21 protein-coding genes are annotated in these 25,773 nt (G+C 72.2%); 12 read left to right on the top strand and 9 right to left on the bottom strand.

Going from position 1 to position 25,773, the window contains the following annotated elements; translation table 11 throughout:
* Positions 1 to 18 precede the first annotated feature (18 nt).
* Positions 19 to 597: an HAD-IA family hydrolase gene (locus ACIBK1_RS14060; protein ID WP_030507048.1), complete on the top strand. Its 579-nt coding sequence runs from the start codon at positions 19 to 21 to the stop codon at positions 595 to 597.
* Positions 598 to 609: 12 nt separating this feature from the next.
* Here the strand turns inward: ACIBK1_RS14060 and ACIBK1_RS14065 are convergent, their stop codons facing one another.
* A complete protein-coding gene (locus ACIBK1_RS14065) occupies positions 610 to 2,073 on the bottom strand; it encodes an MFS transporter (protein ID WP_231513810.1) in 1,464 nt (487 codons plus the stop codon).
* A gap of 153 nt (positions 2,074 to 2,226) precedes the next feature.
* Here ACIBK1_RS14065 and lon point away from each other — a divergent pair, with 153 nt between their 5' ends.
* From lon to ACIBK1_RS14100, 7 genes are all read left to right on the top strand, one after another.
* A complete protein-coding gene (gene lon / locus ACIBK1_RS14070; protein ID WP_030507046.1) occupies positions 2,227 to 4,587 on the top strand; it encodes an endopeptidase La in 2,361 nt (786 codons plus the stop codon).
* A 280-nt stretch (positions 4,588 to 4,867) separates the two neighbouring features.
* Positions 4,868 to 5,812, top strand: a complete 945-nt coding sequence (locus tag ACIBK1_RS14075) for a methionine ABC transporter ATP-binding protein (protein ID WP_396734872.1) — start codon at positions 4,868 to 4,870, stop codon at positions 5,810 to 5,812.
* Positions 5,809 to 6,465, top strand: a complete 657-nt coding sequence (locus tag ACIBK1_RS14080; RefSeq protein WP_396734875.1) for a methionine ABC transporter permease — start codon at positions 5,809 to 5,811, stop codon at positions 6,463 to 6,465. The genes ACIBK1_RS14075 and ACIBK1_RS14080 overlap by 4 nt, the downstream gene beginning before the upstream one ends.
* 21 nt (positions 6,466 to 6,486) lie before the next feature.
* Positions 6,487 to 7,320, top strand: a complete 834-nt coding sequence (locus tag ACIBK1_RS14085; protein WP_030507043.1) for a MetQ/NlpA family ABC transporter substrate-binding protein — start codon at positions 6,487 to 6,489, stop codon at positions 7,318 to 7,320.
* 67 nt (positions 7,321 to 7,387) lie between these two features.
* A complete protein-coding gene (locus ACIBK1_RS14090) occupies positions 7,388 to 8,527 on the top strand; it encodes a Fic family protein (RefSeq protein ID WP_030507042.1) in 1,140 nt (379 codons plus the stop codon).
* A gap of 61 nt (positions 8,528 to 8,588) precedes the next feature.
* Complete coding sequence (locus ACIBK1_RS14095; protein ID WP_030507041.1) at positions 8,589 to 10,124, top strand: acyl-CoA synthetase; 1,536 nt, start codon at positions 8,589 to 8,591, stop codon at positions 10,122 to 10,124.
* 134 nt (positions 10,125 to 10,258) lie between these two features.
* On the top strand, positions 10,259 to 11,554 hold the full coding sequence (locus ACIBK1_RS14100) for a S1C family serine protease (RefSeq protein WP_030507040.1): 1,296 nt from the start codon (positions 10,259 to 10,261) through the stop codon (positions 11,552 to 11,554).
* A 97-nt stretch (positions 11,555 to 11,651) separates the two neighbouring features.
* Here ACIBK1_RS14100 and ACIBK1_RS14105 read toward each other — a convergent pair whose 3' ends face one another.
* From ACIBK1_RS14105 to ACIBK1_RS14135, 7 genes are all read right to left on the bottom strand, one after another.
* Entirely contained in the window at positions 11,652 to 12,482 is an 831-nt protein-coding gene (locus ACIBK1_RS14105) for a carbohydrate ABC transporter permease (RefSeq protein WP_396724948.1), read from the bottom strand.
* Positions 12,479 to 13,420: a carbohydrate ABC transporter permease gene (locus tag ACIBK1_RS14110; protein WP_231513809.1), complete on the bottom strand. Its 942-nt coding sequence runs from the start codon at positions 13,418 to 13,420 to the stop codon at positions 12,479 to 12,481. Before ACIBK1_RS14110 ends, ACIBK1_RS14105 begins: the two co-directional genes overlap by 4 nt.
* Complete coding sequence (locus ACIBK1_RS14115) at positions 13,399 to 14,706, bottom strand: extracellular solute-binding protein (protein WP_030507037.1); 1,308 nt, start codon at positions 14,704 to 14,706, stop codon at positions 13,399 to 13,401. Before ACIBK1_RS14115 ends, ACIBK1_RS14110 begins: the two co-directional genes overlap by 22 nt.
* A 161-nt stretch (positions 14,707 to 14,867) precedes the next feature.
* Complete coding sequence (cydC, locus tag ACIBK1_RS14120) at positions 14,868 to 16,586, bottom strand: thiol reductant ABC exporter subunit CydC (RefSeq protein WP_396734881.1); 1,719 nt, start codon at positions 16,584 to 16,586, stop codon at positions 14,868 to 14,870.
* Positions 16,583 to 18,277, bottom strand: coding sequence for a thiol reductant ABC exporter subunit CydD (gene cydD, locus ACIBK1_RS14125; protein ID WP_051761497.1), 1,695 nt, complete (start codon positions 18,275 to 18,277; stop codon positions 16,583 to 16,585). The genes cydC and cydD overlap by 4 nt, the downstream gene beginning before the upstream one ends.
* A 10-nt stretch (positions 18,278 to 18,287) precedes the next feature.
* Positions 18,288 to 19,034 carry a cytochrome d ubiquinol oxidase subunit II gene (locus tag ACIBK1_RS14130; protein ID WP_396734885.1) on the bottom strand — a complete coding sequence of 249 codons (747 nt, stop codon included), beginning with the start codon at positions 19,032 to 19,034 and terminating at the stop codon, positions 18,288 to 18,290.
* 15 nt (positions 19,035 to 19,049) lie between these two features.
* Positions 19,050 to 20,237 (bottom strand): cytochrome ubiquinol oxidase subunit I, encoded by a 1,188-nt coding sequence (locus ACIBK1_RS14135; RefSeq protein ID WP_396734888.1) that lies wholly within the window; start codon positions 20,235 to 20,237, stop codon positions 19,050 to 19,052.
* 83 nt (positions 20,238 to 20,320) lie between these two features.
* Here ACIBK1_RS14135 and ACIBK1_RS14140 point away from each other — a divergent pair, with 83 nt between their 5' ends.
* Positions 20,321 to 20,644 (top strand): PadR family transcriptional regulator, encoded by a 324-nt coding sequence (locus tag ACIBK1_RS14140; protein WP_030507032.1) that lies wholly within the window; start codon positions 20,321 to 20,323, stop codon positions 20,642 to 20,644.
* Here ACIBK1_RS14140 and ACIBK1_RS14145 read toward each other — a convergent pair.
* Entirely contained in the window at positions 20,604 to 21,335 is a 732-nt protein-coding gene (locus tag ACIBK1_RS14145; RefSeq protein ID WP_051761496.1) for a permease prefix domain 1-containing protein, read from the bottom strand. The two genes, ACIBK1_RS14140 and ACIBK1_RS14145, sit on opposite strands and share 41 nt — an antisense overlap.
* A 403-nt stretch (positions 21,336 to 21,738) precedes the next feature.
* Between ACIBK1_RS14145 and ACIBK1_RS14150 the strand changes: the two genes are divergently transcribed.
* The 3 genes from ACIBK1_RS14150 (at position 21,739) to ACIBK1_RS14160 (ending at position 25,770) form a co-directional block, all read left to right on the top strand.
* Entirely contained in the window at positions 21,739 to 22,209 is a 471-nt protein-coding gene (locus ACIBK1_RS14150) for a universal stress protein (protein ID WP_051761495.1), read from the top strand.
* An 86-nt stretch (positions 22,210 to 22,295) separates the two neighbouring features.
* Complete coding sequence (locus ACIBK1_RS14155) at positions 22,296 to 23,177, top strand: universal stress protein (protein ID WP_396734893.1); 882 nt, start codon at positions 22,296 to 22,298, stop codon at positions 23,175 to 23,177.
* 178 nt (positions 23,178 to 23,355) lie between these two features.
* The gene (locus ACIBK1_RS14160; protein ID WP_396734896.1) at positions 23,356 to 25,770 is read left to right on the top strand and encodes an ExeM/NucH family extracellular endonuclease; all 2,415 of its coding nucleotides are present in this window, start codon (positions 23,356 to 23,358) and stop codon (positions 25,768 to 25,770) included.
* The last annotated feature ends 3 nt before the right edge of the window (positions 25,771 to 25,773 follow it).

Below are 25,773 nucleotides of genomic sequence, written 5' to 3' on the forward strand. Positions count from 1 at the left end.
GGTTACGATCGTACGACCATGAAGATTGTGCTTTTCGACTACGGCAACGTCGTGTCACTTCCCCAGGACCCCGAGGACGTCGCGCGCATGGCGGGAGGTGATCCGGGGTTCGAGGACCGCTACTGGGAGGTGCGGCTCGACTTCGACCGCGGCTCGCTCGACCCGGCCGCGTACTGGTCCCACGTGTACGGCAGGCCGATCGGCGGAGCCGAGCTGGACGCGGTCGTCGCCCTCGACGCGGCGAGCTGGTCGCGGCCCAACGAGGAGACCGTGGCGATCATCGACGAACTGGCCGGCGTCGGGGTTCCCATGGCGCTGCTGTCCAACATGCCGGTCAGCATCGCCGAGAGCATCGACACGCTGCCGTTCATGCGGCCGATCGGCCCCCGGTTCTACAGTGGCCGGATGGGCCTGGTGAAGCCGGAGCCGGAGATCTTCCACGAGACCGTGGCCTGGCTCGGGGCGGCCCCCGGCGACCTCGTCTTCGTGGACGACAGGCCGGAGAACGTCGCGGCGGCCGAGCGGGCGGGGCTGGCCGCCGTCCACTTCCACGACGCCGCGGCCCTGCGCGAGGACCTCAAGAGACTGCTGGCCTGATCCGCAAACCCGTCAGGTGTCCGAGCTCGCCGACGGGCGGGGGCCGAGGGTAGGCGCCTCGACCGGGCAGCCGGGGGCGGGCGGCTCGGGCGCGGACGCCAGGACGTTCCTCCTGATCGTGACGAACGTGACGGCCGCCGCGACGACCATCATGGCCGCGGCGGCCAGCATCGAGGTGTGGAACCCGCGGGTGAACGACACCGGGGAGTCGTAGGCCTCCCCCGTCAGCCCCACCAGCGGCGGGACGGCGGCGACGGCCAGGAGGCCGCCCGTCCGGGCCAGGGCGTTGTTGATCCCGCTCGCCACGCCCGCGTACCGCTCCTCCGCCGTGGCGAGCACGGTCGCGGTGAGCGGGGCGACGGCCGACGACAGGCCGAGCCCGAACACGACCGCCGCGGGCAGCACGTCGGCGAGGTAGGACGCGTCCGGGGCGATGCGGCTCATCAGCAGCAGCCCGGCCGCGCACAGCAGGATGCCTCCCGTCATGGGGAGGCGCGGGCCCACCCGCTTCGCCAGTTCGCCCGCCCGGGGCGACAGCAGCAGCATGAGGATCGTCACCGGGAGCATCGCCGACCCGGCGGCGATCGGCGAGAACCCGGCCGACACCTGGAGCTGGACCACCAGCAGGAAGAACACCAGGCCCATCGCCGCGTACATGACCAGCGTGACGACGTTGACCGCGGTGAACTCCCGCGAGGCGAAGACCCCCACGGGAACGAGCGACCGGGGGGAGCGCCGGATCTCCACCACCACGAAGCAGGCGGCCAGGACGATCCCGGCGGCCAGCGGCGCCAGCCCGTCGCCCGCCAGGATCAGGCCGTACGTCAGCCCGGCCAGCGCGGGTGCGGCGAGGACGGTCCCGAGCACGTCGAAGCGGCCGTGCGGACCGGCGTCCCGGGTCTCGGGCACGTGCCGGGCGGCGACGCCGACCACGACGGCGGCGAGCGGCAGGTTGAGCAGGAACACCCACCGCCAGCCCGCCGTCTCGACGAGCCAGCCGCCGAACAACGGCCCGAGCGCGGCGGCCACGCCGCCCAGCCCCGACCAGGCGCCGACGGCGCGCGGCCGGTCGTCGGGCGCGAAGCTCGCCTGGATGATCGCCAGGGACCCGGGGATCAACAGGGCCCCGCCGACGCCCTGGAGTGCGCGGGCGAGCACGAGCACGGGCGTGTTCGGCGCGGCCCCGCAGAGCGCGGAGGCCAGGGCGAACCAGACCACCCCGGCGACGAAGATCTTCCGTCTGCCCAGCCGGTCGCCCAGCGACCCGCCCAGCAGGATCAGCGCGGCCATGGTGAGCGTGTACGCGTTCACGGTCCATTGGAGGCCGGACATTCCGGCGTGCAGGTCGCGCCCGAGAGCGGGAAGGGCCACGTTGACCACGGTGCCGTCGAGTGTCGCCATGCCCGACCCGAGGACCGTGGTGAGCAGCACCCACCGGCCTGGCGCCGAGCGCAGCCGGATATGTCCGGATGTCATGGACGCCATCATGCGTTACCCGGAGGAGTGGCCGCGCCCAACGGCAAGGTGGATTACACAATTACGATCGCTCACAGCGAACTGACGCAGAACAGGGAACAGGATCGGACTCCTGTTAGTTGAGCCGACATAACTCAACCTACTGGAGTGCTGATGTCCCAGATCCTTCCCGTCCTTCCGCTCGACGACGAGGTCGTCCTGCCCGGCATGGTCGTGCCCCTCGATCTGTCGGACGCCGAGGTCCGCGCCGCCATCGACGCAGCCCGTGCCAGTGGCGAGAGCACGGTCCTGCTGGTGCCCCGCATAGACGGCCGCTACGGCCCTGTGGGGGTGAGCGCCGTCGTGGAACAGGTCGGCCGGCTGCCGGGCGGCGAGCCCGCGGCCGTGGTCCGCGGCGTCGACCGCATGCGGGTCGGCACCGGCACCACCGGCCCCGGCGCGGCGCTGTGGGTCGAGGCGACCGTGCTGGAGCCGGTCACGACCGGAGCGAGAGCCGAGGAGCTCGCCAAGGAGTACAAGGCCCTGACCACCACGATCCTGCAGAAGCGGGGCGCGTGGCAGGTGGTCGACGCGGTCAACCAGATCGTGGACCCCGCCGTCCTCGCCGACAGCGCGGGATACGCCCCCTGGCTGCAGACTCCGCAGAAGTTGCTGCTGCTGGAGACCGCCGACCCCGCCGAGCGGCTGGACAAGCTGGTCGGCTGGGCCCGCGACCACCTCGCCGAGCTGGACGTCGCGGAGACCATCCGCAAGGACGTCCAGGAGGGCATGGAGAAGCAGCAGCGGGAGTTCCTGCTCCGCCAGCAGCTCGCGGCCGTGCGCAAGGAGCTCTCCGAGCTGAACGGCGAGCCCTCCGACGAGGAGGAGGACTACCGCGCCCGCATCGAGGCCGCCGACCTTCCGGAGAAGGTCAGGGAGGCCGCGCTCAAGGAGGTCGCCAAGCTGGAGCGGGCCTCCGACCAGTCGCCGGAGAGCGGCTGGATCCGCACCTGGCTCGACACCGTGCTCGACATGCCGTGGAAGGTCCACACGACCGACTCCTACGACATCGCCGGGGCCCGCGCGGTGCTCGACGCCGACCACACGGGTCTGAACGACGTGAAGGACCGCATCGTGGAATACCTCGCGGTGCGCAAGCGCAGGGCCGACCAGGGGCTCGGCGTGGTCGGCGGCCGCCGCAGCGGCGCCGTCCTCGCGCTGGCCGGACCTCCCGGAGTCGGCAAGACCTCGCTCGGCGAGTCGGTCGCCCGCGCCATGGGCCGCAAGTTCGTCCGCGTCGCCCTCGGCGGCGTCCGCGACGAGGCGGAGATCCGCGGTCACCGGCGCACGTACGTGGGGGCGCTGCCCGGCCGCATCGTCAGGGCGATCCGCGAGTCGGGCTCGATGAACCCGGTCGTGCTGCTCGACGAGATCGACAAGGTCGGCGCCGACTACCGGGGCGACCCGACGGCGGCGCTGCTGGAGGTGCTCGACCCGGCGCAGAACCACACGTTCCGCGACCACTACCTGGAGGTCGAGCTCGACCTGAGCGACGTGCTGTTCCTCGCCACGGCCAACGTGCTGGAGCAGGTGCCGGGGCCGTTGCTCGACCGCATGGAGATCGTCACGCTCGACGGCTACACCGAGGACGAGAAGGTGGCCATCGCCCGCGACCACCTGCTCCCGCGCAACCTGGAGAAGGCGGGCCTCACCGCCGACGACGTGACGGTGGAGGAGGCGGCGCTGCGCCGCCTGGCGGGCGAGTACACCCGCGAGGCCGGCGTCCGCTCTCTCGAGCGCTCCATCGCCCGGATCCTGCGCAAGGTGACGGCGAAGCTCGCCCTGGGCGAGGCCGAGCTCCCGCTGACGGTCACCGCCGGCGACCTGGTCTCCTACCTGGGCCGGCCGCGTCACGTGCCCGAGTCGTCCCTGCCGGAGGCCCGGCAGCGTACGGCGGTGCCGGGCGTGTCGACCGGCCTCGCGGTGACCGGCGCCGGCGGCGACGTCCTCTACGTCGAGGCGTCGCTGGCCGACCCGGAGACCGGGGCGACCGGTGTGACCCTGACCGGCCAGCTCGGCGACGTGATGAAGGAGTCGGCGCAGATCGCGCTGTCCTTCCTGCGGTCGCGGGGCGCCGAGCTGGAGCTGCCGGTCGGGTCGCTCAAGGACAGGTCGGTGCACATCCACGTGCCCGCGGGCGCGGTGCCCAAGGACGGCCCGTCGGCCGGTGTCACCATGACCACGGCCCTGGCCTCGCTGCTGTCGGGCCGGCCGGTCCGCGCCGACGTGGCGATGACCGGTGAGGTGTCCCTCACCGGGCGGGTGCTGCCGATCGGCGGGGTGAAGCAGAAGCTGCTGGCCGCCCACCGGGCGGGGATCACCACGGTGCTCATCCCGGCGCGCAACGAGCCCGACCTGGACGACGTCCCGGCCGAGGTGCTGGCCGACCTCACCGTCCACGCGGTGAGCGACGTGCGCGAGGTCCTCGACCTTGCTCTCACCCCGGCGACGGTCGCCCGGCAGGCGGTGGCTTGAGGTGGCCTGACTCACTCCACACGGCCCGCGTCTCCGTCGTCCCGGAGGCGCGGGCCTTTCCTGTGAGAAAGCACACATTTCCGGTATGGAATAAGGAATGCCTCACATCCTGTTTCAGCCGGTCGTGAGCGTATCGAACCTGGTGAACCCGCACGTGCGAGGGTGTCCCGCGGCCTGAACATCGTCGGTCCGCACCCTCCCCACGAAGGCACTCACCAATGACGCTCTCCCCGCTGCCCGATCCGATCCTGCGCCGGATCACGTCTTCGAAGGACGGCAAGTGATCACGGTTTCCGGCCTGCGCAAGGCCTACGGCGACGTCGTCGCGCTCGACGGCGTCGACCTCCACGTCGGCAAGGGCGAGGTCTTCGGCGTGCTCGGGCGCAGCGGCGCGGGCAAGAGCACCCTGCTGCGCTGCGTCAACCTGCTCGAACGCCCCGACGAGGGCGTGGTGACCGTCGACGGGCGCGAGCTGACCGCCCTCGGCGCGGCCGACCTGCGCGGCGCCCGCCAGCGCATCGGCATGATTCACCAGCACTTCGCGCTGCTGTCGTCGCGCACGGTGGCGGGCAACGTGGCCTTCCCGCTGGAGGTCATGGGCGTCGGCCGGGCCGCCCGGGCCCGGCGCGTCGCGGAGATGCTCGACCTCGTGGGCCTGGCCGACCGCGCCGGGGCCTACCCCGCGCAGCTGTCCGGCGGCCAGAAGCAGCGGGTCGGCATCGCGCGGGCGCTCGCCGCCGAGCCGTCGGTGCTGCTGTCGGACGAGGCCACCTCCGCGCTCGACCCCGCCACGACCCAGTCGATCCTCGCCCTGCTCCGGCGGCTCAACCGGGAGCTGGGGCTGACCATCCTGCTCATCACCCACGAGATGGACGTCATCAAGGCCGTCTGCGATTCGGCGGCGATCATGAGCGACGGGCGGATCGCCGAGGCGGGCCCCATTCCCGAACTGCTCGCCACCCCCGGGTCGCGCCTGGCGGCCGAGCTGTTCCCGCTGCCGTCCCCCGAGCCCGGCACCGTGACGGTCGCCCTGGCCGCGGACCAGACCCTGCTGTCGCGTCTCGCGCGTACGCACGACGTGGACGTCGCCATCGCCGCGGGCGCGGTCGAGCAGGTGGCGGGGATCCCGGCCGGCCGCCTGCGGCTGCGGATCACCGGAGCCGGCACGGCCGCCGCCCTCGCGGAGCTGCGCGGGCGCGGGCTGCTGGTGGAGGAGGACACATGACCTGGTCGGAGATGAGCCCCCTGCTGTGGGAGGCGACCGGGCAGACCGTCGTGATGGTGGGCTGGTCCACGCTGTTCACCGTGCTGTTCGGGCTGCCGCTCGGCGTCTGTCTCGCGGGGACGGACCGGGGCGGGCTGTTCCCCGCGCCCGCCGTGCGGCGCGTGCTCGGGCTGGTCGTGAACGTCGGGCGGTCGCTGCCCTTCATCGTCCTCATGATCGCGGTCATCCCGGTCACCCGCGTGCTCACCGGCACCACGATCGGGACCGCCGCCGCGGTGGTCCCGCTGACGATCGGCGCGGTGCCGTTCTTCGCCCGGCTGGTCGAGACGGCGCTGCGCGAGGTGGGCCGCGACGTCGTGCAGGCGGCCGAGGCCATGGGGGCGGGCCGCGCGAGGGTCGTCGCGCGCGTCCTGCTGCCCGAGGCGCTGCCCGGCCTGGTCGCCGGGCTGACCGTCACCGTGGTCACCCTCATCTCCTACTCGGCCATGGCCGGAGTGATCGGCGGCGGCGGTCTCGGCGACCTCGCCGTCCGCTACGGATACCAGCGCTTCGAGACCACGCTCATGGTCGTCACCGTGGTCGTCCTGGTCGTCGTGGTGCAGCTCGCGCAGACCCTGGGCGACGCGGTCGCCCGTCGTCTTTCCCACCGTTAACCCTTCGAAGGAGTCTTTCCCATGCGTAGAACGCTCGGCCTCGTCATCGCCGCCGTGGTCGCGCTCGTGTTGTCCGCCTGCGGGTCCTCGTCTTCCGGCACGGCTACCGCCTCCGGCACGGCGGCGGCGGACGCCCCGCTCAAGGTCGGCGTGAGCCCGGTGCCGCACGCGCAGATCCTGAAGTACGTTGCGGACAACCTCGCCGCCGCGAAGGGCCTGAAGCTGGAGGTCGTGGAGTTCAGCGACTACGTGCAGCCCAACCTGCAGCTCCAGGACGGCCAGCTCGACGCCAACTACTTCCAGCACAAGCCCTACCTGGACGACTTCAACGCCTCCAAGGGCACCAAGCTGAGCTTCGTCGCCCCGGTGCACCTGGAGCCGCTCGGCCTGTACTCCAGGAAGGTCAAGGACCTCGCCTCACTGCCGCAGGACGGCACGGTCGCCGTGCCCAACGACGCAACGAACCTCGGACGGGCGCTCAAGCTGCTCGCCGACAACGGCGTGGTCACGCTGAAGGACGGCGTGGGCACCGCCGCGACCGAGCGCGACGTGACCGGCAACCCCAAGAACCTGACCTTCCGCCCGCTGGAGGCCGCCCAGCTCCCGCGCTCGCTCGACGACGTGGACGCCGCCGTGATCAACGGCAACTACGCGCTGGAGGCGAACCTCAGCCCGTCCTCCGACGCGCTGGTGCTGGAGAAGGCCGAGGGCAACCCGTACGCGAACGGCCTGGTGGTCGCGCAGGGGCACGAGAGCGACCCGCGGGTGAAGACGCTGGCCGGGCTGCTGACCGGCCCCGAGGTGAAGAAGTACATCGAGGACACCTTCAAGGGCTCGGTCATCCCCGCCACCTGACGGGCACATACATGGACGAATCATCCAGTCGCTTGACTGAATGATTCGTCCATGCTGTCATGGCCAGATGTTGTACGCCACACCGGCACTGGACGCCGCGGACGAGAAGGTGCTCGCCGAGATCGAGGAGATGCGGCGCGACCTGAAATACCGGCTGGCCGAGGCGCACCGCTGGGACGGCCTGCTCCGGCGGCAACTGCAGGCGCGGGCGATCCAGGGGTCGAACTCCATCGAGGGCTACCGCGCCAGCGTCGAGGACATCGAGTCGATCATGTCCGGTGAGGACCCGCTGGAGACGTCGGCGGCCGTGGCGCGCGAGATCTCCGGCTACCGGCAGGCGCTCACCTGCATCGGCACCCTTTCGCGGGCGTGGGCCTTCCGGTACGACGCGGGCCTGCTGCACGGGCTCAACTTCATGATGATCGGCCACCACGTGGACAAGACGCCGGGCACCGTGCGGCCCGGCGGGATCTACGTCCGGAACTCCGCCACGGGCGAGGTGGTCTACGAGGGGCCGGACCACGAGCAGGTCCCCGGCCTGCTGGCGGAACTGGTCGAGTGGCTCAACGAGGGCGACCTCGACGCGCCCAGCTACGTCCGCGCCGCCATGGCCCACCTCAACCTCGTCAAGATCCACCCATGGCGGGACGGCAACGGCCGCATGTCGCGGGCGCTGCAGACGCTCGTGCTCGGCCGCGACCAGATCACCACGCCGGAGTTCGCCTCGATCGAGGAGTGGCTGGGCGAGGGCCGCACCACCTACGACTACTACGACGTGCTCGGCGAGGTGGGACGCCGCCGGTGGAGCCCACACGGGGAGACCCTCTCGTGGGTCCGGTTCGTGCTGCGCTGCCACCACATGCAGGCCCAGCGGGTGGGTCGCCGGCTCGCCGAGGCGGGCGAGGTGTGGATGCTGCTGGAGGAGCGGACCGGGGCGCAGGGCCTGCACCCCCGCACGGTCTCCGCGCTCTACCAGGTGTTCGTGTCCCGGCGGCTGCGCCGGAGCATGTACCAGGCCGACGAGGGGCTGAGCCAGGGCCAGGCCGCCCGCGACCTGCGCGAGCTCGCGGCCACCGGGTGGCTCCAGCCGTACGGCGAGACGAAGGGGCGTTTCTACGCGCCGGGGCCGAAGATGACGGAGATCAAGGCGGCGTTCGCCGAGCGGGCCGCACCGCTGCGCGACCCCTATCGGACGCTGGAGAGCTGATCACTGGCGCATCAGGATGTGACTCCTACCACATCGACGGCAAACCGAGTAACGTTCGGTTATGCACCCTGGGGCGATCGCGGCGGTGACGCCGGACAAGCCTGCGGTGATCATGGCGGGCTCCGGCCGCGTGGTCACCTTCCGCGAGCTCGACGAGGAATCCAACCGGCTCGCGCACCTGCTGCGGGCGGCGGGCCTGAAGCCCGGCGACCACATCGCGTTCATGCTGGAGAACCATCCGCTCTTCCTTGTGATCGCGTGGGCCGCGCACCGCTCGGGCCTGTACTACACCGCGATCAGCTCCCGTCTGCAGGCCGACGAGCTGGCGTACATCGTGGACAACTGCGGGGCGCGGGTCTTCATCTCCTCGGCGAAGCTCGCCGGCGTCGCGACCGCGGTCACCGGGGCGACGCCCGGGGTCGAGCTGCGGCTCATGGTCGACGGCGTCGCCCCCGGCTTCACGTCGTACGAGGAGGCCGTGGCGGGGCAGCCCGCGACGCCGCTCGGCGACGAGTGCCAGGGCGCCGACATGCTCTACTCGTCGGGCACCACGGGACGGCCCAAGGGGGTCAAGCCGCCGCTCAGCCGGGCCCCGCTGGAGGTCCCCGGGGTCCTGGTGCAGCTCATCCAGGGCCTGTTCGCGCCCTCGGCCGACAGCGTGTACCTGTCGCCCGCGCCGCTCTACCACGCCGCTCCGCTGCGTTACAGCATGTCCTTCCAGCGTCTCGGCGCGACCGTGGTGGTGATGGAGAGGTTCGACCCCGAGGAGGCGCTGGCGCTTGTCGAGCGCCTCGGGGTCACTCACGCGCAGTGGGTGCCCACCATGTTCGTCAAGATGCTCAAGCTGCCCGAGGAGGTGCGCGGGCGCTACGACCTGTCGTCGCTGCGCTGCGCCGTCCACGCCGCCGCGCCCTGCCCCGTCGAGGTCAAGGAGCGGATGATGGAGTGGTGGGGGCCGATCATCCACGAGTACTACGCGGGCACGGAAGGCAACTGCTTCCTGTACGCGGGGCCGGAGGACTGGCTCGCCCACAAGGGCACGGTGGGCCGGCCGCTGCTCGGGGTCCCCCACGTCTGCGACGAGGACGGCGACGAGCTGCCGCCCGGTGAGCACGGCACGGTCTACTTCTCCGACGGCCCCAGGTTCGAGTATCACGGCGACCCCGCGAAGACCGCGTCGGTCCAGGACCCGCACGGCCGCGGGTGGACCACGCTGGGGGACATCGGCTATCTGGACGAGGACGGGTTCCTCTACCTCACCGACCGGCGCTCGTACATGATCATCTCCGGCGGGGTGAACATCTACCCGCAGGAGGCCGAGAACGTGCTGGCGATGCATCCCGAGGTGGCCGACGTGGCCGTCTTCGGGGTGCCGGACCCCGAGATGGGCGAACAGGTCAAGGCCGTCGTGCAGCCCGCGGACCCGGCCTGCGCCGGTCCCGTCCTGGAGGCCGAGCTGATCGCCTACTGCCGGGAACGCCTGGCCCACTACAAGTGCCCGAAGTCGGTCGACTTCCGGGACGAGCTGCCCCGTCACCCCACGGGAAAGCTGTACAAGCGCCTGCTCAGGGACGAGTACTGGCCCCGGACGAGCTGACATAAAGTACACGTAGGGCGCCCGGGGATCCCCCCCACTGATCGCTTAGCGCGACCTTATCGCCGATGCGTCATCGTATTACGTGTACCGGCGGAGAGCCGGGATCACCGGCGAATCCATTGAGGGGGATGGCGATGAGCTCACCTGAGCATGTTCCCGGCGACGAGAACACCCAGATACTCCCCGGTCACGGCTGGAGCCAGTTCGGAAGCACTCCGCCGCAGCACGGGCAGTACACCGGGGCGTACCAGTCGTACGGCGCCTACGGCAGCGGTCCTTATGACACGGCGCAGTTTTCGCCTCCGGCGCGGAAGGGCACGCTGACCGCGCGCCAGAAGGCGGGCGCGGGTCTCGCCCTCGTGGCCGTGGCACTGGGCGGCGGGGTCACCGGGGCCCTCGTCGCCAACAGCGTGAACGGCGGGCAGACCGTGATCGCGAGCCCGGTGGTCAAGGGGGTCTCCAACTCCTCTACCACCACGATCGCCGCGGTGGCCAAGGCGATCATGCCGTCGGTGGTGTCGATCGAGGTGAAGACCGCCACGGCCGGCGGCGAGGGGTCGGGCGTCATCCTGTCGGCCGACGGCCTGATCCTGACGAACAACCATGTGGTGAGCATCGGCGGTGGGGGCGGCGGCACGGTCACCGTGAAGTTCAGCGACGGCAAGACCGCCAGCGCCGTCGTCAAGGGCACCGACCCCACCACGGACCTCGCCGTCATCCAGGCGCAGGGCGTGTCCGGCCTGACCCCCGCCTCCCTCGGCGACAGCGACAAGCTCCAGGTCGGCGACGGGGTCCTCGCGATCGGCAGCCCGCTCGGCCTGGAGGGATCGGTCACCTCCGGCATCGTGAGCGCCCTCGACCGCACGCTGACCGAGGCTCCCGAGGAGCAGCAGCAGCCGCAGTTCCCCTGGGGGATGGAGCAGCAGCAGCCGCAGAGCCAGGGCAACACGATCGGCGGCATGATCCAGACCGACGCCGCGATCAACCCCGGCAACTCCGGCGGCGCGCTGGTCAACACCAACGGGCAGGTCGTCGGCATCAACACGGCGATCGCCACCTCGGGCTCCAGCTCCGGCAACATCGGCGTCGGCTTCGCGATCCCCATCAACACCGCGAAGCTCGTCTCCGACCAGCTCATCAAGACGGGCAAGGCGACGCACGCCTTCCTCGGGGTGAGCGTGGCCGACGCGGTCGGCGGCGCGTCCGGCGCGGTGGTCAGCTCGATCACGGCCGGCAGCCCGGCGGAGAAGGCCGGCCTCAAGGAGGGCGACCTGATCACCAAGATCAACGACAAGGTGGTGGACAGCGCGGAGGCGCTGGTCGGCACCATCCGCAGCTCCCGCGCCGGCGACAAGGTGACCATCACCTTCACCCGCGACGGCAAGGAGAACACCATCACCACCGCGCTCGCGGAGCAGTCCGCGGGCTGACGGCCCACGATCGTCGCCGGCGGGCCTCTGGGGGGACGGCCCGCCGGCGATCGCCAATCGCGATCGCGGCCCGCGCCGGGGCGCAGGCCGCCCTGCCTCACTTGCTCATGCCGGCGGTCAGCCCGGCGATGATCTGCTTGGTCGCCAGGACGAACAGCACGAAGAGCGGCGCCGTGGCGAGGACCAGCCCGGCGAACAGCGCCGACCAGTCGGTCGTGTACTCGCCGAAGAACTGCGACAACCCGCGCGGGATCGTGAACTTCTCGTCGGAGCGCAGCAGCACCAGCGGGTAGAGGAACTCATGCCAGAGCGGCACGAACTGGAACAGCATCACCGACGCCAGCGCGGGCCGCACCAGCGGCAGCATGATCTGCCCGAAGATCCGGAACTCGCCGGCGCCGTCGATCCGGGCCGCCTCGTCCAGCTCGCCGGGCAGGGAACGGTAGAACGCCGACAGCACGAACACGCAGAACGGCACCCCGGACGCGGCGTACAGCAGCGTGAGACCGAGCAGCGAGTCGATCAGGCCCATGGAGTCCATGAGGTAGAAGATCGGCACCAGGCCCAGCCGGATCGGCAGCATCAGCCCCGCCAGGAAGTACGCCCCGAGCACCCGGCTGCCGGCGAAGTCGTAGCGGGCCAGCGGATAGGCCGCCAGCGCGGAGACCGCCGTGCCGAGCAGCACCGCGCCGCAGGTGACGACCAGCGAGTTCGTGAGGTAGGAGCTGAACGACGCCTCCGTCCACACCCGGGCGTAACTGTTCAGCGTGGGGGACGCCGGCAGCCCCAGCGGCGTGGTGAAGATCTCGCTCGTGGGCCGCAGCGAGTTGAGCACCATGACGACCAGCGGCAGCAGCGCGACGACCCCGTAGCCCCACAGCAGCAGGTGGACGGCGACGCGCCCCGGAGCCCGGCTCCGCGCCGTCACAGCAGTCTCCGCTCACGGCGGCGGAAGTACGAGCCGGCCAGCAGCGACACCCCGAAGATGAACACGAACATCAGCACGGCCAGCGCCGACGACCGCCCGATCGCCTCCGTGCCGCCCTCCACGAACGCGACCCGGTAGAACAGCAGGCCGAGCACGTCGGTGGAGCCCGCGGGGGACCCGGTCGATCCGGCCATCGCGTAGACCAGCCCGAAGGCGTTGAAGTTGCCGATGAACGTCAGCACGCTCACCACGCCGATCGCCGGGGTGAGCAACGGCAGTGTCACCCGCCGGAACGACTGCCAGGCCGACGCGCCGTCGACCCTCGCCGCCTCGTGGTACTCGGCCGGGATCCCGGCGAGCGCGGCGGAGAACAGCAGCATGGGGAAGCCCACCCACTGCCATGCGTTCACCACGATGACGACCGGCAGCGCCGTACGGGTGTCGCCCAGCCAGGGCAACGCCCACGAGTCCAGCCCGGCCGCCTCCAGCAGAGAGTTGACCGGGCCGAACGTCGGGTTGAGCAGCAGGCTCCACAGGTAGCCGATGACCAGCGGGTCCACCAGGTAGGGCGTGGTGAACGCGGCCTGCAGGAACCGCTTGCCGCGGCCGTACCGGAACAGCAGGAGGGCGAACAGCAGCCCGACCGTGTTCTGGATCAGCATGGTCCCGGCGAAGAACAGCGCGTTGTGCCCGAACGCCCGCCACAGCTGCTGGTCGTAGGGGTAGACGCCGAACAGGTCCCGGTAGTTGCCGAGCCCGGCGAACCCCGCCTGCCGGATCCCGCGCCACTCGAAGAAGCTGTACTCGAGGGCGGTGACCAGCGGATAGACGATGAAGACCGAGTAGAGCAGGAGCGCGGGCAGCAGGAAGACGGCCAGCACCCGCCATCGAGGTGCGGCGGAGCGCCGGGGCGTGTTCAGTTCCCCGGCTTGAACCACTGCTCGACGCCCTTCTGCACGCTCTCGGCGACCGACTTGGGATCGGTCTGGCCGGCCAGCATCTTCTGCACCTCGTCCCGGAAGACCGCGTCGCCGTTCGGCTGGCCGTAGCGGAAGTCGACGAGCAGCGTGTACGGCGCGCCGTTGGCGGCGTAGTTCTTCGCCATCTCGGCCAGCAGCGGGTCCGACGGCGTGACCCCGGGAACCGCGGACAGCTGCTTGAGCTCGCTCGCGTAGAGCTGCCCGAACTCCGGCGTCGCCATCCACTTGACCAGTTCGAGCGCCTCGGCCTGGTGGGCCGACTTGGCGTTGACCCCGAACGAGCCGTCGGCCCAGCCCGGCGTGACGGGCGTGGTCACCGGGGAGCCGGGCGGCGGCGGCACCTGGAAGGCGCCGACCTCCAGACTCGGGTTGGCCGCGAGCACGGGCGCCAGGTCGAAGCTGCCCGTGGGATACATCGCGGCCCTGCCGGTCGCGAACAGCGCCTGGACGTCGGGGATCTTCACGGCCACCACGTCCTTGGGGAAGTACGGCTCCAGGTCCTTGAGTAGCTTGACCGAGGCCGTGAAGCCGGGGTCGGTGAACTTCTTGTCGCCGCTCAGCAGCGCGTCCCGGAACTTGGTGCTGCCGTAACGGGCGTTGCCGAAGATCTCGTGGACGATCGGCAGCGTCCACGTCGCGTCGGGCCCGGCCGCGACGGCGAACGGCGTGATCCCGGCGGCCTTCAGCTTCCCGGCCGCCGCGATCATCTCGTCCCAGGTGGCGGGGGGCCGGATGCCGTTGTCGCCGAACAGCTTCTTGTTGTAGAGCACCTGGAGCGTCTGGTAGGCGAACGGCACGCCGTAGATCTTGCCGTCCTCGTGGCCCTTGGCGCCTTCGAGCAGCTTGGCGTCGAAGCCGGACAGCGCCTCCACCTTGCCGTCCAGCGGCACCAGCTGGCCCGCCTCGACCAGCGGCTGGAGCCCGCCGTACGCGCGCAGCTGCGCGACGTCGGGCCCGGCGGTGCCGGACAGGCCGGTGGCCAGGATGTTGTTGTACTCGGTGGCCTGGAACGGCTTGAACTCGACGTGGATCTTCGGGTGTGACTCCTCGAACCTGGCGAGGATCTTGTCGTACGCCTTGACGTCCTCCACCCGCCACGACCACAGGCTGAGCGTGACCTTGTCACCGCCCGCCTCGCCGCCCTGCGCGTCGCCGTTCTGGCCGGATGCGCCGCCCCCGGGCGCGCAGGCCGCCAGAGCCACCGCGAGCACTCCGATCGCTCCCGCGATCCACCCTCTCTTCATGAGACTCCCTTTCGGCTGGTAGCCAGTTCGGCGAGCGCCATGCGTGTAGGTAAATGCCATGCAAGGTCATCGCGTTGTCTGAAAATTACTTACATCTGACAAGATCCGCAATGCCTTCGTCACGGAAGGTTCACACGAAGGGAGTGACGGGGCGGGCGCGTTCAGCCGCGGTGGCGGGTGAGGGCCTCGGACTCCCACAGGTCGCGGTAGTAACCGGGCACGGCGACGAGGTCGGCGTGCGTGCCGCGCTGGGTGACCCTGCCGCCCTCCAGCACGACGATCTCGTCGACCTGTTCCAGGCCGTGCAGCCGGTGGGTGACCAGCACCGTGGTGCGGCCCCGGGTGGCGTCCAGCAGGTCGGCCATCAGCAGGTCGGCCGTCTCCTCGTCCAGGGCCTCGGCCGGCTCGTCCAGCAGCAGCACCGGCGGGTCGTACAGCAGGGCCCGGGCCAGCGCGAGCCGCTGGAGCTGGCCGCCGGAGACGGTGCGGCCGTCCTCGCCGAGCACCGTGTCCCAGCCGGTGCGCTCGGTCCAGGCGTCCAGCCGGGCCCGCCGCACGGCCGCCTTGACCTCCTCGGTCGACGCCTGCGGCCCGGCCAGGCGCAAGTTGTCCGCCACCGTGGCCTGGAAGACGTACGGGTCCTGGGTGAGGCCCGTGACGAGCGCCCGCACGTCGTCGGAGGACAGGCGCCGCACGTCGGTGCCGTTGAGCCGGATCGTGCCGGACTCGATCTCCACGGTCCGCATCAGCGCCGACAGCAGGGTGCTCTTGCCCGCGCCGCTCGGGCCGACCACCGCGACCCGGCGGCCCGGCGTCAGCGTCAGGCTCACGCCGTTCAGCGCGGGCCGGCGCTCGCCGTGGCGCACCAGGAGGTCGTCGACCTCGATCGTCAGCGGAGGCTCGGGCGCGGGCGCCGGGTCCGCGGGCTCGCGCACGGCCGGGGGAGTGGCGGCGGTCTCCCTGAGCCTGCGCAGCGCCGCGACCACGCCCGCGAACCGCTCGCCGGCCGCCGCCAGCGGCAGCGCGGGCTCGAAGGCGACCAGCGAGGTCAAGGCCGCCACGGCGGTCGCGACGCGGTCGAGACCGGCGGCCTGCGCGGCCAGGACCACGGCGACGACGGTCAGCCCCTGCGTCAGCATGCCGAGGCCGAGCGCGGCGGCGTTGATCCGGGCCTGCCCCCGCTCCAGCCGGGACAGCCGCCCGTCGGCGTCCATCGCCGCCGACAGCGCCCGGTCGCGCGCGCCGTACGCCGCGAGGTCGGCCGCGCCGTGGACCAGGTCGGCCACCCGGGCGGCCAGGTCGGCGCGGGCCGGGGCTATCCGCGCCGACCAGCGCCGCGCCGCGGCCGCGGCGCCCGCGGGCAGCAGCACCCCGGCGACGAGCAGGCCGGCGGCGAGCACGACGGCGGCGACGGGCAGCAGGAAGCCCGCGATGACGACGGCGGCGACGCCGGTGATCAGCGCGGCGGCGGCCGGCAGCAGGCAGCGGACCAGCAGGTCCTGCACGGCGTCGGTGTCGTCCACCATCCGGCTGAGCAGGTCGGCCCCGCGCTGCGGCAGCGGCCCGGCCGGGATCAGCGCCCGGTAGAGCCGCTCACGGGTGCCCGCCTGGGCGCGCAACGCGACGTCGTGCCCGGCCAGGCGCTCGCCGTAGCGGAACACGCCGCGTGTGGTCGCGAACGCCCGCACGGCGACGATCGCGACCGACAGCGCCGCCAGGGGCGGCTGCTCGGCGGCCCGCGTGATCAGCCAGGCGGCCGACGCGATGAGCGCGACCCCCGCGAGGTCGGCCGCCGCCCCGGCGAGCGCGGCGAGCACGAGCCGCCGGCCCATGCCGGTGCCGGTGACCACCGACAGCGGTGAGGCATCCGCGTGGCTCATCGGGCCTCCCCGCCCTGTGTGGAGATCGAGGGCGCCGGAACCGGGTGGACGAGGGCGCCGCCGTCGAGGCGGACGACGCGGTCGGCCAGGTCGATCATGGCCGGGCGGTGCGCGACGATGATCGCCGTGCGGCCCTCGGCCAGTCTGCGCGTGGCCTCCACGATCGCCGCCTCGCTCCTGCCGTCGAGCCGCGCCGTGGGTTCGTCCAGCAGCAGCACCTGGGCGGCGGGGCGGCAGAAGGCCCTGGCCAGGGCGACCCGCTGACGCTGGCCGGCCGACAGGTTCGCACCGCGCTCGCCGAGCGGGGTGTCGTACCCCTGCGGCAGGGCGCCGGCGAACTCGGCCACCTGCGCCGCCTCGGCGGCGGCCCTGATCTCGGCGGGTCCCGCGGCCGAGCCGAGCGCGATGTTGTCGGCCACCGAGGTCGCGAACAGATGCGGCCGCTGCGGCACGAAGGCGAGCCGCCGCCGCCACTCGTCGAGGTCGAGGCCGGCCAGATCGGTCCCGTCCACCAGCACCCGACCCTCGGACGGGGTCACGAACCCGAGCAGCAGGTGCAGCAGCGTGCTCTTGCCCGCGCCGCTCGGGCCGACGATCGCCACCCGCTCACCCGGCCGGATGACCAGCGAGACGCGGTCGAGCGCGGTCTCCTCGCGCCCCGGGTAGCGCACGGTGACGTCCTCCAGCCGGATCTCCGGCGGCCCGCCGTCCCGCGAAGCGCGCCCGGCGCCCGTCCTGGCGGCGACCTGCCCGGCCTCATGCCCGGCCTCCTGCGGGGGGTTGATCACCGCGAACGCCTCGTCGGCGGCGGCGACGCCCTCCATGGCGGCGTGGAAGCGCGTGCCCATCGCGCGCAGCGGCAGATACGCCTCCGGGGCCAGCAGCAGCACGAGCAGCGCCGTACGCAGGTCGAGCGAGCCGGACAGCAGGCGCAGCCCTACGGGCACCGCCACCAGCGCCAGCGACAGCGACGCCACGAGTTCGAGCACCAGCGACGACAGGAACGCCACCCGCAGCGTGCGCATGGTCGCCGCGCGATGCGCCTCGGCCACCTCGCGGATCACCGACGCCTGGTAGCGGGCCCGGCCGAACGCCCGCAGCGTGGGCAGGCCGCGCACGACGTCGAGGAAGTGGCCGCCGAGGCGGGACAGCGCGCGCCACTGGCGTTCCGTCACGGTCTTGGTGGTCCACCCGACCAGCGCTCCGAAGATCGGGATCAGCGGCAGCGTGAGCACCACGATGACGGCGGTGGCCAGGTCGGCCACGAAGAGCCGGACCACGACCGCGAGCGGCACGATCCCGGCCACGGCGACCGACGGCAGGTAACCGGTCAGGTAGGGGTCGAGCGCGTCCAGCCCACGGCCCGCGAGCGTCACCAGCTCGCCCGACCGGTACGCCGGCCCGAGACCCTCCACCCGGCCGAGGAGCAGCCGCCGCAGGGCCGACTTCAGCGCGGTGGCCGCGCGGCCCGCGAGCACTCCCTGCGCCGAGCCGAGCAGCCCGCGGCAGCCGACGACGAGCGCCAGGGGCAGCAGCGCGGCGACCGCGAACCGGCCCGACAGGACCCCGGCCAGCAACTCCGCCTGCACGAGCACGAGCAGCCCGGCCACCACCGCCGCGGCCAGGCAGCAGGCGAGATGGATGCGGACGCCCCGCTCCGCGCGGGCCAGCCGGAGGAGATCCTTGTGCAACGGTCTCCAATCAGAAGAACGTCGGCAGCGCGCCCCTGGAGAAGGTGCGCCACACCCATACTTGCGCGCCCACGAGGATCGGGGCGACCGGGACCACCATGACACTGAGCACACTCAGTGTCGGATCCGGGGCGGCGTTGCCGAGCATGTGGCCGGTCGCGGCCGCGATGACCAGGACGGCGGGCGCGGCGGCGGCGCAGGCCGACAGCAGCAGCGCGCGCCCGCTTCCGCGCGGGCCGTCCTGGAGGCGCCAGGCCGCGAACGTGCGGCCGTGCCAGGCGAGCAGCGCGAGCAGCGCCACGCCTCCCGCCACGCCGGGCACGTCGAGGGGCGAGTCGGGCAGGCCGCGCGCGACGGCCACCAGGATCGCGCCCCAGGCGAGCGCCAGCCCGGCCGAGCCCGCGCACAGCGCGCCGTCCCACACCAGCCGCCAGGCGGCGCCGCCGGCCCTGCGGCGGAACCACAACCCCGCGTCGCGCACGATCCAGGCCAGCAGCAGGGCGACGACGAGGGGATACAGGCGGCTCAGCGCCTGGCCCTCCAGCACCGGGAACGCGCCGAACAGCACGCCGGCGAGCGCGACCAGCCACACCTCGTTGGCGAGCACGAACGGGGCCATCGCGCCGACGAGGCGGTCGCGGCCCGCGGGGGAGCGGCCAAGCACGGGCAGCAGCACGCCGAGCCCGATGTCGAAGCCCTCCAGGGCGAAGTAGCCGGCCAGCAGGACGGCAAAGGTCAGGAACCAGAAGATGTCCATGGGGAGCGTGTCCTTCTACAGCGCGTGGGCGGGGACGGGCTCCGCGGTGACGGGAAGGTCCGCGGCGCCGAGCGCGACCGGTCCCGGGCCGCGCCGTACGGCACGGGCGATGAGGACGTAGTCGACGAGGGCGAGCAGTCCGAGCACGCCCGCGAACCCCGCGAAGGAGGCGGTGACGTCCGCCCGGGTCAGCCCGGGGGTGAGGGCGTCGGCCACGGAGAGCTTGCCGTACACCAGCCAGGGCTGGCGGCCGACCTCGCGGACGATCCAGCCGGCGATCGCGGCGACGAACGGCAGCGGGGTCATGACCATGAGGAGCGGGTGCAGCCAGCGCGAGCGGGCCAGCACGTCGCGGATGAGCAGCGGCGTCAGCACGAACATCACGGCGAACTGGACGAGCTGCCCGATCGCGATCATCAGTTCGAGCGCGGTGCCGGGGACCGCCCCGTGGAACTTGTCCGGCTGGACGGAGCCGACCGGCCCGAACTGGGCGTACCCGAACCCGACCGTGAACAGCGACCCGACGAAGGCGGTCAGCACGCCGATGCGCAGGGATCGGGTGAAGAACTCCCGCTCCGGGGTGCGCCGGAACAGGTGGTAGGCGCTGGCGCCCATGACGACGAACCCGCCGGCCCACAGGCCGGCGCTCAGCACGTGGGGGAGCGCGAAGACGAGGGTCGGGTTGGTGAACAGGGCGCCGAAGTCGCGCAGCACGAGCCGTCCGCCCACCTCGGCCGAGCCCGCCGGGTTCTGCAGGAAGGAGTTGGCGACCATGATGAACAGCGCCGAGGCGTACGCCGTCAGCGTCACCAGCCAGATGCAGGCCACATGGAGCGCGCGCGGCAGCCGGTGCCAGCCGAAGATCCACAAGCCCAGGAACGTGGACTCCAGGAAGAAGGCCAGCAGCGTCTCCATGGCCAGCGGTGCGCCGAACACGTCGCCCGCGTAGTGCGAAAGCCCGCTCCAGCTCAGCCCGAACTGGAACTCCATCACGAGCCCGGTGACGATGCCGAGCGCGTAGTTGATCACATAGACCTGCCCCCAGAAGCGGGTCATCCGCTCGTGCAGGGGGTTCCCGCCGAGGGCGTACCGGGTGTGCATGATCGCCACCAGTGGGGCCAGTCCCAGCGTGAGCACGACGAACAGGAAATGGAGGCTGCCCGTGACCGCGAACTGCGTCCGGGCGAGATCGACGACGTCCATTGATTTCTCCATGCGTAGGCTGTCTACATATAGACAGCCTACATGTAGACTCGTCGCATGAGTAACCGGGATAGGCTGCGGGCGTGAACGCCGACGCGCTCCGGGGGCATATGGACGCCCTGCTGCTCTCCGTGCTGGAGCGCGAGCCGCTGCACGGCTACGCGATCATCGAGGCGCTGCGCGAGCGCAGCGGGGGCGCGCTCGACGTGCCGACGGGCACGGTCTACCCCGCGCTGCGCAGGCTGGAGCGCGCCGGACTGCTCGCCGGCGAATGGGCCTCCGACGGGGGGCGCAAACGGCGGACCTACCGCCTCACCGACGCCGGGCGCAAGGCGCTGGCGGGGGAGCGGTCGGCGTGGCAGTCGTTCACGACCGCGATAGGGAGCGTTCTCGATCCGCTGCGCTGAGATTCGTCGAGTCAAGCGCGGAGATCGCCCTGGTGCAGCGCATGCAGTGCGCGGCGCTGTACAGCTGCCACACGGTGAGCGCGTAGCTGACCGCGGACACGGCCAGCCCGGGGACGTAGGCGCTGAACCCGACAGGGCCGTGGGCGCCCGCCGCCAGCGTCAGGCCCATCGCCCCGATCAGCGGCGTCTGGATCCAGACGAACAACCCCAGCCAGCGGGTGAGCCGCGCGGGCCGGCGGATGTGCCGCGCCCAGCGGCCGAACGCGAGCAGCGCGACGCCGCCCATCACGCCCACACTGAGCTGGAGCAGATCCACCGTCCTGGCCAACGGCCCGAACCACACCGGTTTGATCTCGTCGACATGCGGGCTCTCGGGGAAGACCCGCCAGATCACCGCCCACATGAACGCGACGAGCGGCACGCTGAGGAACAGCAGCGCGGCCGTGCGGCGGCCCTGGCTCACCGTCAGCTCCCCCTGGAAGCCCGGCGCGACCTCGGGCACGGTCCCGAAGTCGGCGACCGCCAGCCGCTCGGCCTCGGCCCGGGGGAGACCCTCGCCCTCGTACGCCTCGGCCGCGTCGAGCAGGCTGTCGCGCGCCTCGGTCAGCAGGTCGCGCCTGGCCCCGCCCGGGCCCCGCAGCGCATGACGCATCGACGCGACGTACTCGTCGATCGGACCCGCGTTTCCCATCGTCCCTCCCCGGTCTGCCGCAAGCGTACGGCCGGGAGCCCGGGGGCCGCATCAGGGTCATCCCTGACCTGGGCCCAAGGGCCCGTGCCGCCCGAGCCGTACGGCACTGCCGCCGCGGGCCGGCGGATGCTTTCCTTGAGGAACGCGGAGCGGGCAACGAGACGGTCAGCGGAGGCCTCGGATAGGCAAAGGGGGGGGAGCGGCAGCACTCCGGTTCGCAGATACCCTGTCCTCAGGCGAACCCGGCCCCCCAAAACATGGTCCTGTCCCTTTTGCGGCGCGAGGGACAGGCGGTTTTTGTGGGTACAGGGATGCTTATGGGCGGTGTCTTCTGACCGTTTCGCCGCGGCAACACCCTGTTAACCCTGGTCGGCGAGACTGAGAGCGGAGAGCGAGGCGGAACGTGAACCAGCCGAAGATCGTGGTGGGTATCAACGGGTCGATGGCGTCGCAGGCCGCACTGCGGTGGGCCGCCGCCGAGGGTTCGCTGCGCGGCGCGCGGGTGGAGGCGGTGTACGCCTGGGAGTGGATGGGCGGGCTGCACGCCCACTACGCGCCGATCGCGAGCCGCACCTCACGGGAGGACGAGCACAGGACCGCACTCGACGTCGCCGCCCAGGCCGTCGCCGAACTCGGCGAGCGTCACGTCGAGCCGGTCGTGGTCGAGGGTCCGCCCGCCCAGGTCCTGCTGCGCGCGACCGAGGGCGCCGACCTGCTGGTGCTGGGCGCGCACGAGGCCGAGTCCGAGCCCTACCCCGTGCTCAACCCGGTCGTCTCCGCCTGCCTGCTGCGGGCCAGGTGCCCGGTCGTCGTCGTGCTGCCCGGCATGGAGCACGACCGCCGGCCCGGAGTGCTCGCCGGGAGCCGGTCCTGACCTGACCTCCCCGGGGGCCGGATGTCCTCCCGGTCCCGGGACTTTCCGCCCTGCCGCACCGCACGGCCCGGGCGGAGCATGAGCGTATGCGGCCCAACACCCCAGCCGGCTGCCCGGTCACCGACCCGGGCGTCGTCGTCGGGTACGACGGCTCCGACTTCGCCATGCAGGCGCTCGACTGGGCGATGGACGAGGCCGAGTTCCGCGACTCGCCCATCACCGTCTGCCACGCCTGGCAGTCGCCGTACGGCGACGGCGACCAGGACGCGCGCACGTCGCTGCAGCACGCGGCCGAGCACGTGCTGTGGCACGGCGCCGAATGCGCCCGGCAGTGCACGAGCGGCGTCCGCGTCCGGGAGGACCTGTTCGAGGGCCCGGCCTCCGACCGGCTCGTCGCGCTGTCGGAGACGGCCGATCTCGTCGTCGTGGGATCGCGCGGCCTGAGCGGGGCGGCCCGGCGCGTGATGGGGTCGGTCGCGGGGCACGTCGCGACGCACGCCCTCTGCCCCGTGGTCGTGGTCCGCGGCACGGGCCCGCTGCCGCACCGCAGGCACCCCGGCCCCGTCGTCGCCGGCGTCGGCGGCGGCGACGACCACGTCCTCGCCTTCGCCTATCACGAGGCGGCCCTGCGCGGGCTGCCGCTGGTCGCGGTGCACGCCTGGCGCTACCCGGCCGCCGCCTGGAGCGCGGGGATGGCGCCCATGGTGATGTCCGACGTCCCCGGCCGGGAGGCCGTCGAGGCGCTGGAGGCCGCCGTGGAGCCCTGGCGCGTGCGGTATCCGGACGTGCGCACCCTGCTCAAGCCGGTCGAGGGGCCCGTGCTCGACGGGCTGGCCGGAGCCTCACCCGGCGCGACCATGCTGGTCGTCGGCGCGACCCGCGCTCGGGGGGTGCTCGGCAGGCTCGGGTCGGTCACCCGGCCGCTGATCGACGCGGTCACCTGTCCGGTGGCCGTCGTCCACTGCTGAGCGCTGCCGAGCGCTGCCGGGGGCGGGGACCGATAGGACCGATCCATCCCGGACCGTGACGCGCAAGGGCAGCAGGCCTACGGTAGCGGCGTCAGGTAATCGGCAAATTCCTACAAGTTTGTGATAAAGACACTTATTGGTCCTGGTGTCGCGGTGATCTCCCCCTAAAGTCCGGGGCATGCGTGCTCTAACCCGGGCCTGCCCCGATGACCGCCCCGGCGCTCGCGCGGTCGCCGCGCTCGCGGCCGCCGGCCTCCTGATCGCCGGCGTCACGGTCGCGGCGGCGGCGCCCGCCTCGGCCGAGCCGAGCGCCGTGGTGATCAGCCAGGTGTACGGCGGCGGCGGCAACTCCGGCGCCCCCTACACCAACGACTACGTCGAACTGTTCAACCGCGGCGCCGCCGCGATCTCGCTGGACGGCTGGTCCCTCCAGTACACGAGTGCCACCGGGACCGGCCAGTTCGGCTCCCAGAAGCAGAACCTGTCGGGCTCGCTCGCCCCGGGCCAGTATCACCTGATCCAGCTGGCCGCCGGATCGACGCCGAGCGGTGCGCTGCCGTCAGCCGACACCGTCGGCGCGCTGAGCCTGAGCGCCACGGCCGGCAAGGTCGCCCTGGTCCGCTCGACCACCGGCCTCGCCTGCAACGGCGGCTCCTCGCCCTGCACGCCCGAGCAGGCGGCGCAGATCGCCGACCTCGTCGGGTATGGCACGGCCAACTACTTCGAGGGTCCGGCGGCGGCCCCGGGCCTGAGCAACTCCACCGCCGCGGTGCGCGCCGGCGGCGGCTGCGCGGACACCGACGACAACGCCGCGGACTTCACCGCGGGCGCGCCCGCACCGCGCAACACGGCGACGCCCCCGGCTCCCTGCGGTGTCGCCTCGCCGTCACCGTCCGCCTCGCCGTCCGCCTCGCCGTCCGCTTCGCCGACCCCGTCGCCCACACCCACGCCCGCGGGCGACCCGTGCGATCTGCCGGCGAACCGGCAGATCGCCGAGGTCCAGGGCAGCGGCGACGCCTCCCCGCTCGCCGGGCAGACCGTCCGGGTCGAGGGCATCGTGACCGGCGACTTCCAGGAGACCGGCCAGCAGAGCGGCTTCTACTTCCAGGACCCGACGCCCGACTCCGACCCGGCCACCTCCGACGGCCTGTTCGCGTTCGCCCGGGCGTCGTTCAAGGACGTCAAGGCCGGCGATCGGGTGCTCGTCACCGGCCGGGTCACCGAGTTCAACGGGCTCACCGAGTTGTCCCCGGTCACGGCGGTGGACGTCTGCGGCACCGGGACGATCAACCCGAAGGCCTATGACCTGCCGCCGGCCGGCGGCGCCACCTTCGAGCCGTACGAGAACATGCTCGTGACCTTCCCCGAGCCGCTGACCGTGACCGACCACTACAACCTCGGCCGGTACGGCGAGGTGACGCTCGCCGCGGGCGGCAGGCTGTTCCAGCCGACCGACCGGAAGGGAGTGGACCCCGCGCTGGACGCCCGCAGGTCGCTGCTCGTCGACGACGGCTCGAACACCGAGAACCCGGCGACGATCCCGTACACGACGCCGCAGGCCGTCCGCCTGGGCGACACCGCGGCGGGCGTCACCGGCGTGCTGAGCTACGGCTTCGGGGCCTACCGGCTGGAGCCGACCAAGCCGATCACCTTCCTGCGGACCAATCCCCGGCTGCCGGCGCCTGCGCCGGTCGGCGGGAACGTCCGCGTCGCGAGCCTCAACACGCTCAACTGGTTCACGACGCTCGGCTCGCGCGGCGCGAACACCGCCGAGGAGCAGCAGCGGCAGCTGAAGAAGACCGTCGCCACGCTCAAGGGCCTCGACGCCGACGTCGTCGGGCTCATGGAGGTCGAGAACAACGGGCAGACCGCGCTCAACGCGCTGGTCGCCGCGCTGAACGCCGAGGTGGGCGCGGGCACGTACGCCGCCCTGACCCACCCCTACCCGGGCACCGACGCCATCCACGTCGCCGCGATCTACAAGCCGGCGAAGCTGGCCCCCGTCGGGGCGACGCGGTCCTCGACCGACCCGGTCTTCCGGCGGCCGCCGCTGATCCAGACCTTCCGCCGGGTGGGCGGCGGCCAGCCGTTCACGCTGCTCGTCAACCACTTCAAGTCCAAGGGCTGTGACGAGGAGGCCACCGGCGGCGACACCGACCAGGGCGACGGGCAGAGCTGCTACAACGCCGAGCGCGTACGGCAGGCCAAGGCCGTGCTCGGCCTCGTCGACTCGATGGACCTGCCGAACCCGCTGGTGATCGGCGACCTCAACGCCTACGGCGAGGAGGACCCGATCCACACGCTGGAGGCGGGCGGCCTGACCAGCCTGTCCAAGCGGTTCATCCCCGAGGCGCAGCGCTACAGCTACCTGTTCGACGGGCTGTCGGGCGAGCTGGACCACGCGATGGCCGGTAAGCAGCTCGTCAAGCGGGTGACCGGGACGACGATCTGGCACGTCAACGCCGACGAGCCGCGCATCCTCGACTACAACCTGGAGTTCAACCCGCCGAGCCTCTACCGGCCCGACGCGTTCCGCTCCTCCGACCACGACCCACTGCTGATCGGGCTGAACCTGCCCGGCGGCAAGGGCTGACGA

The organism is Microbispora rosea, assembly GCF_044460045.1.
In the GTDB taxonomy this organism is placed as follows: domain Bacteria; phylum Actinomycetota; class Actinomycetes; order Streptosporangiales; family Streptosporangiaceae; genus Microbispora; species Microbispora rosea.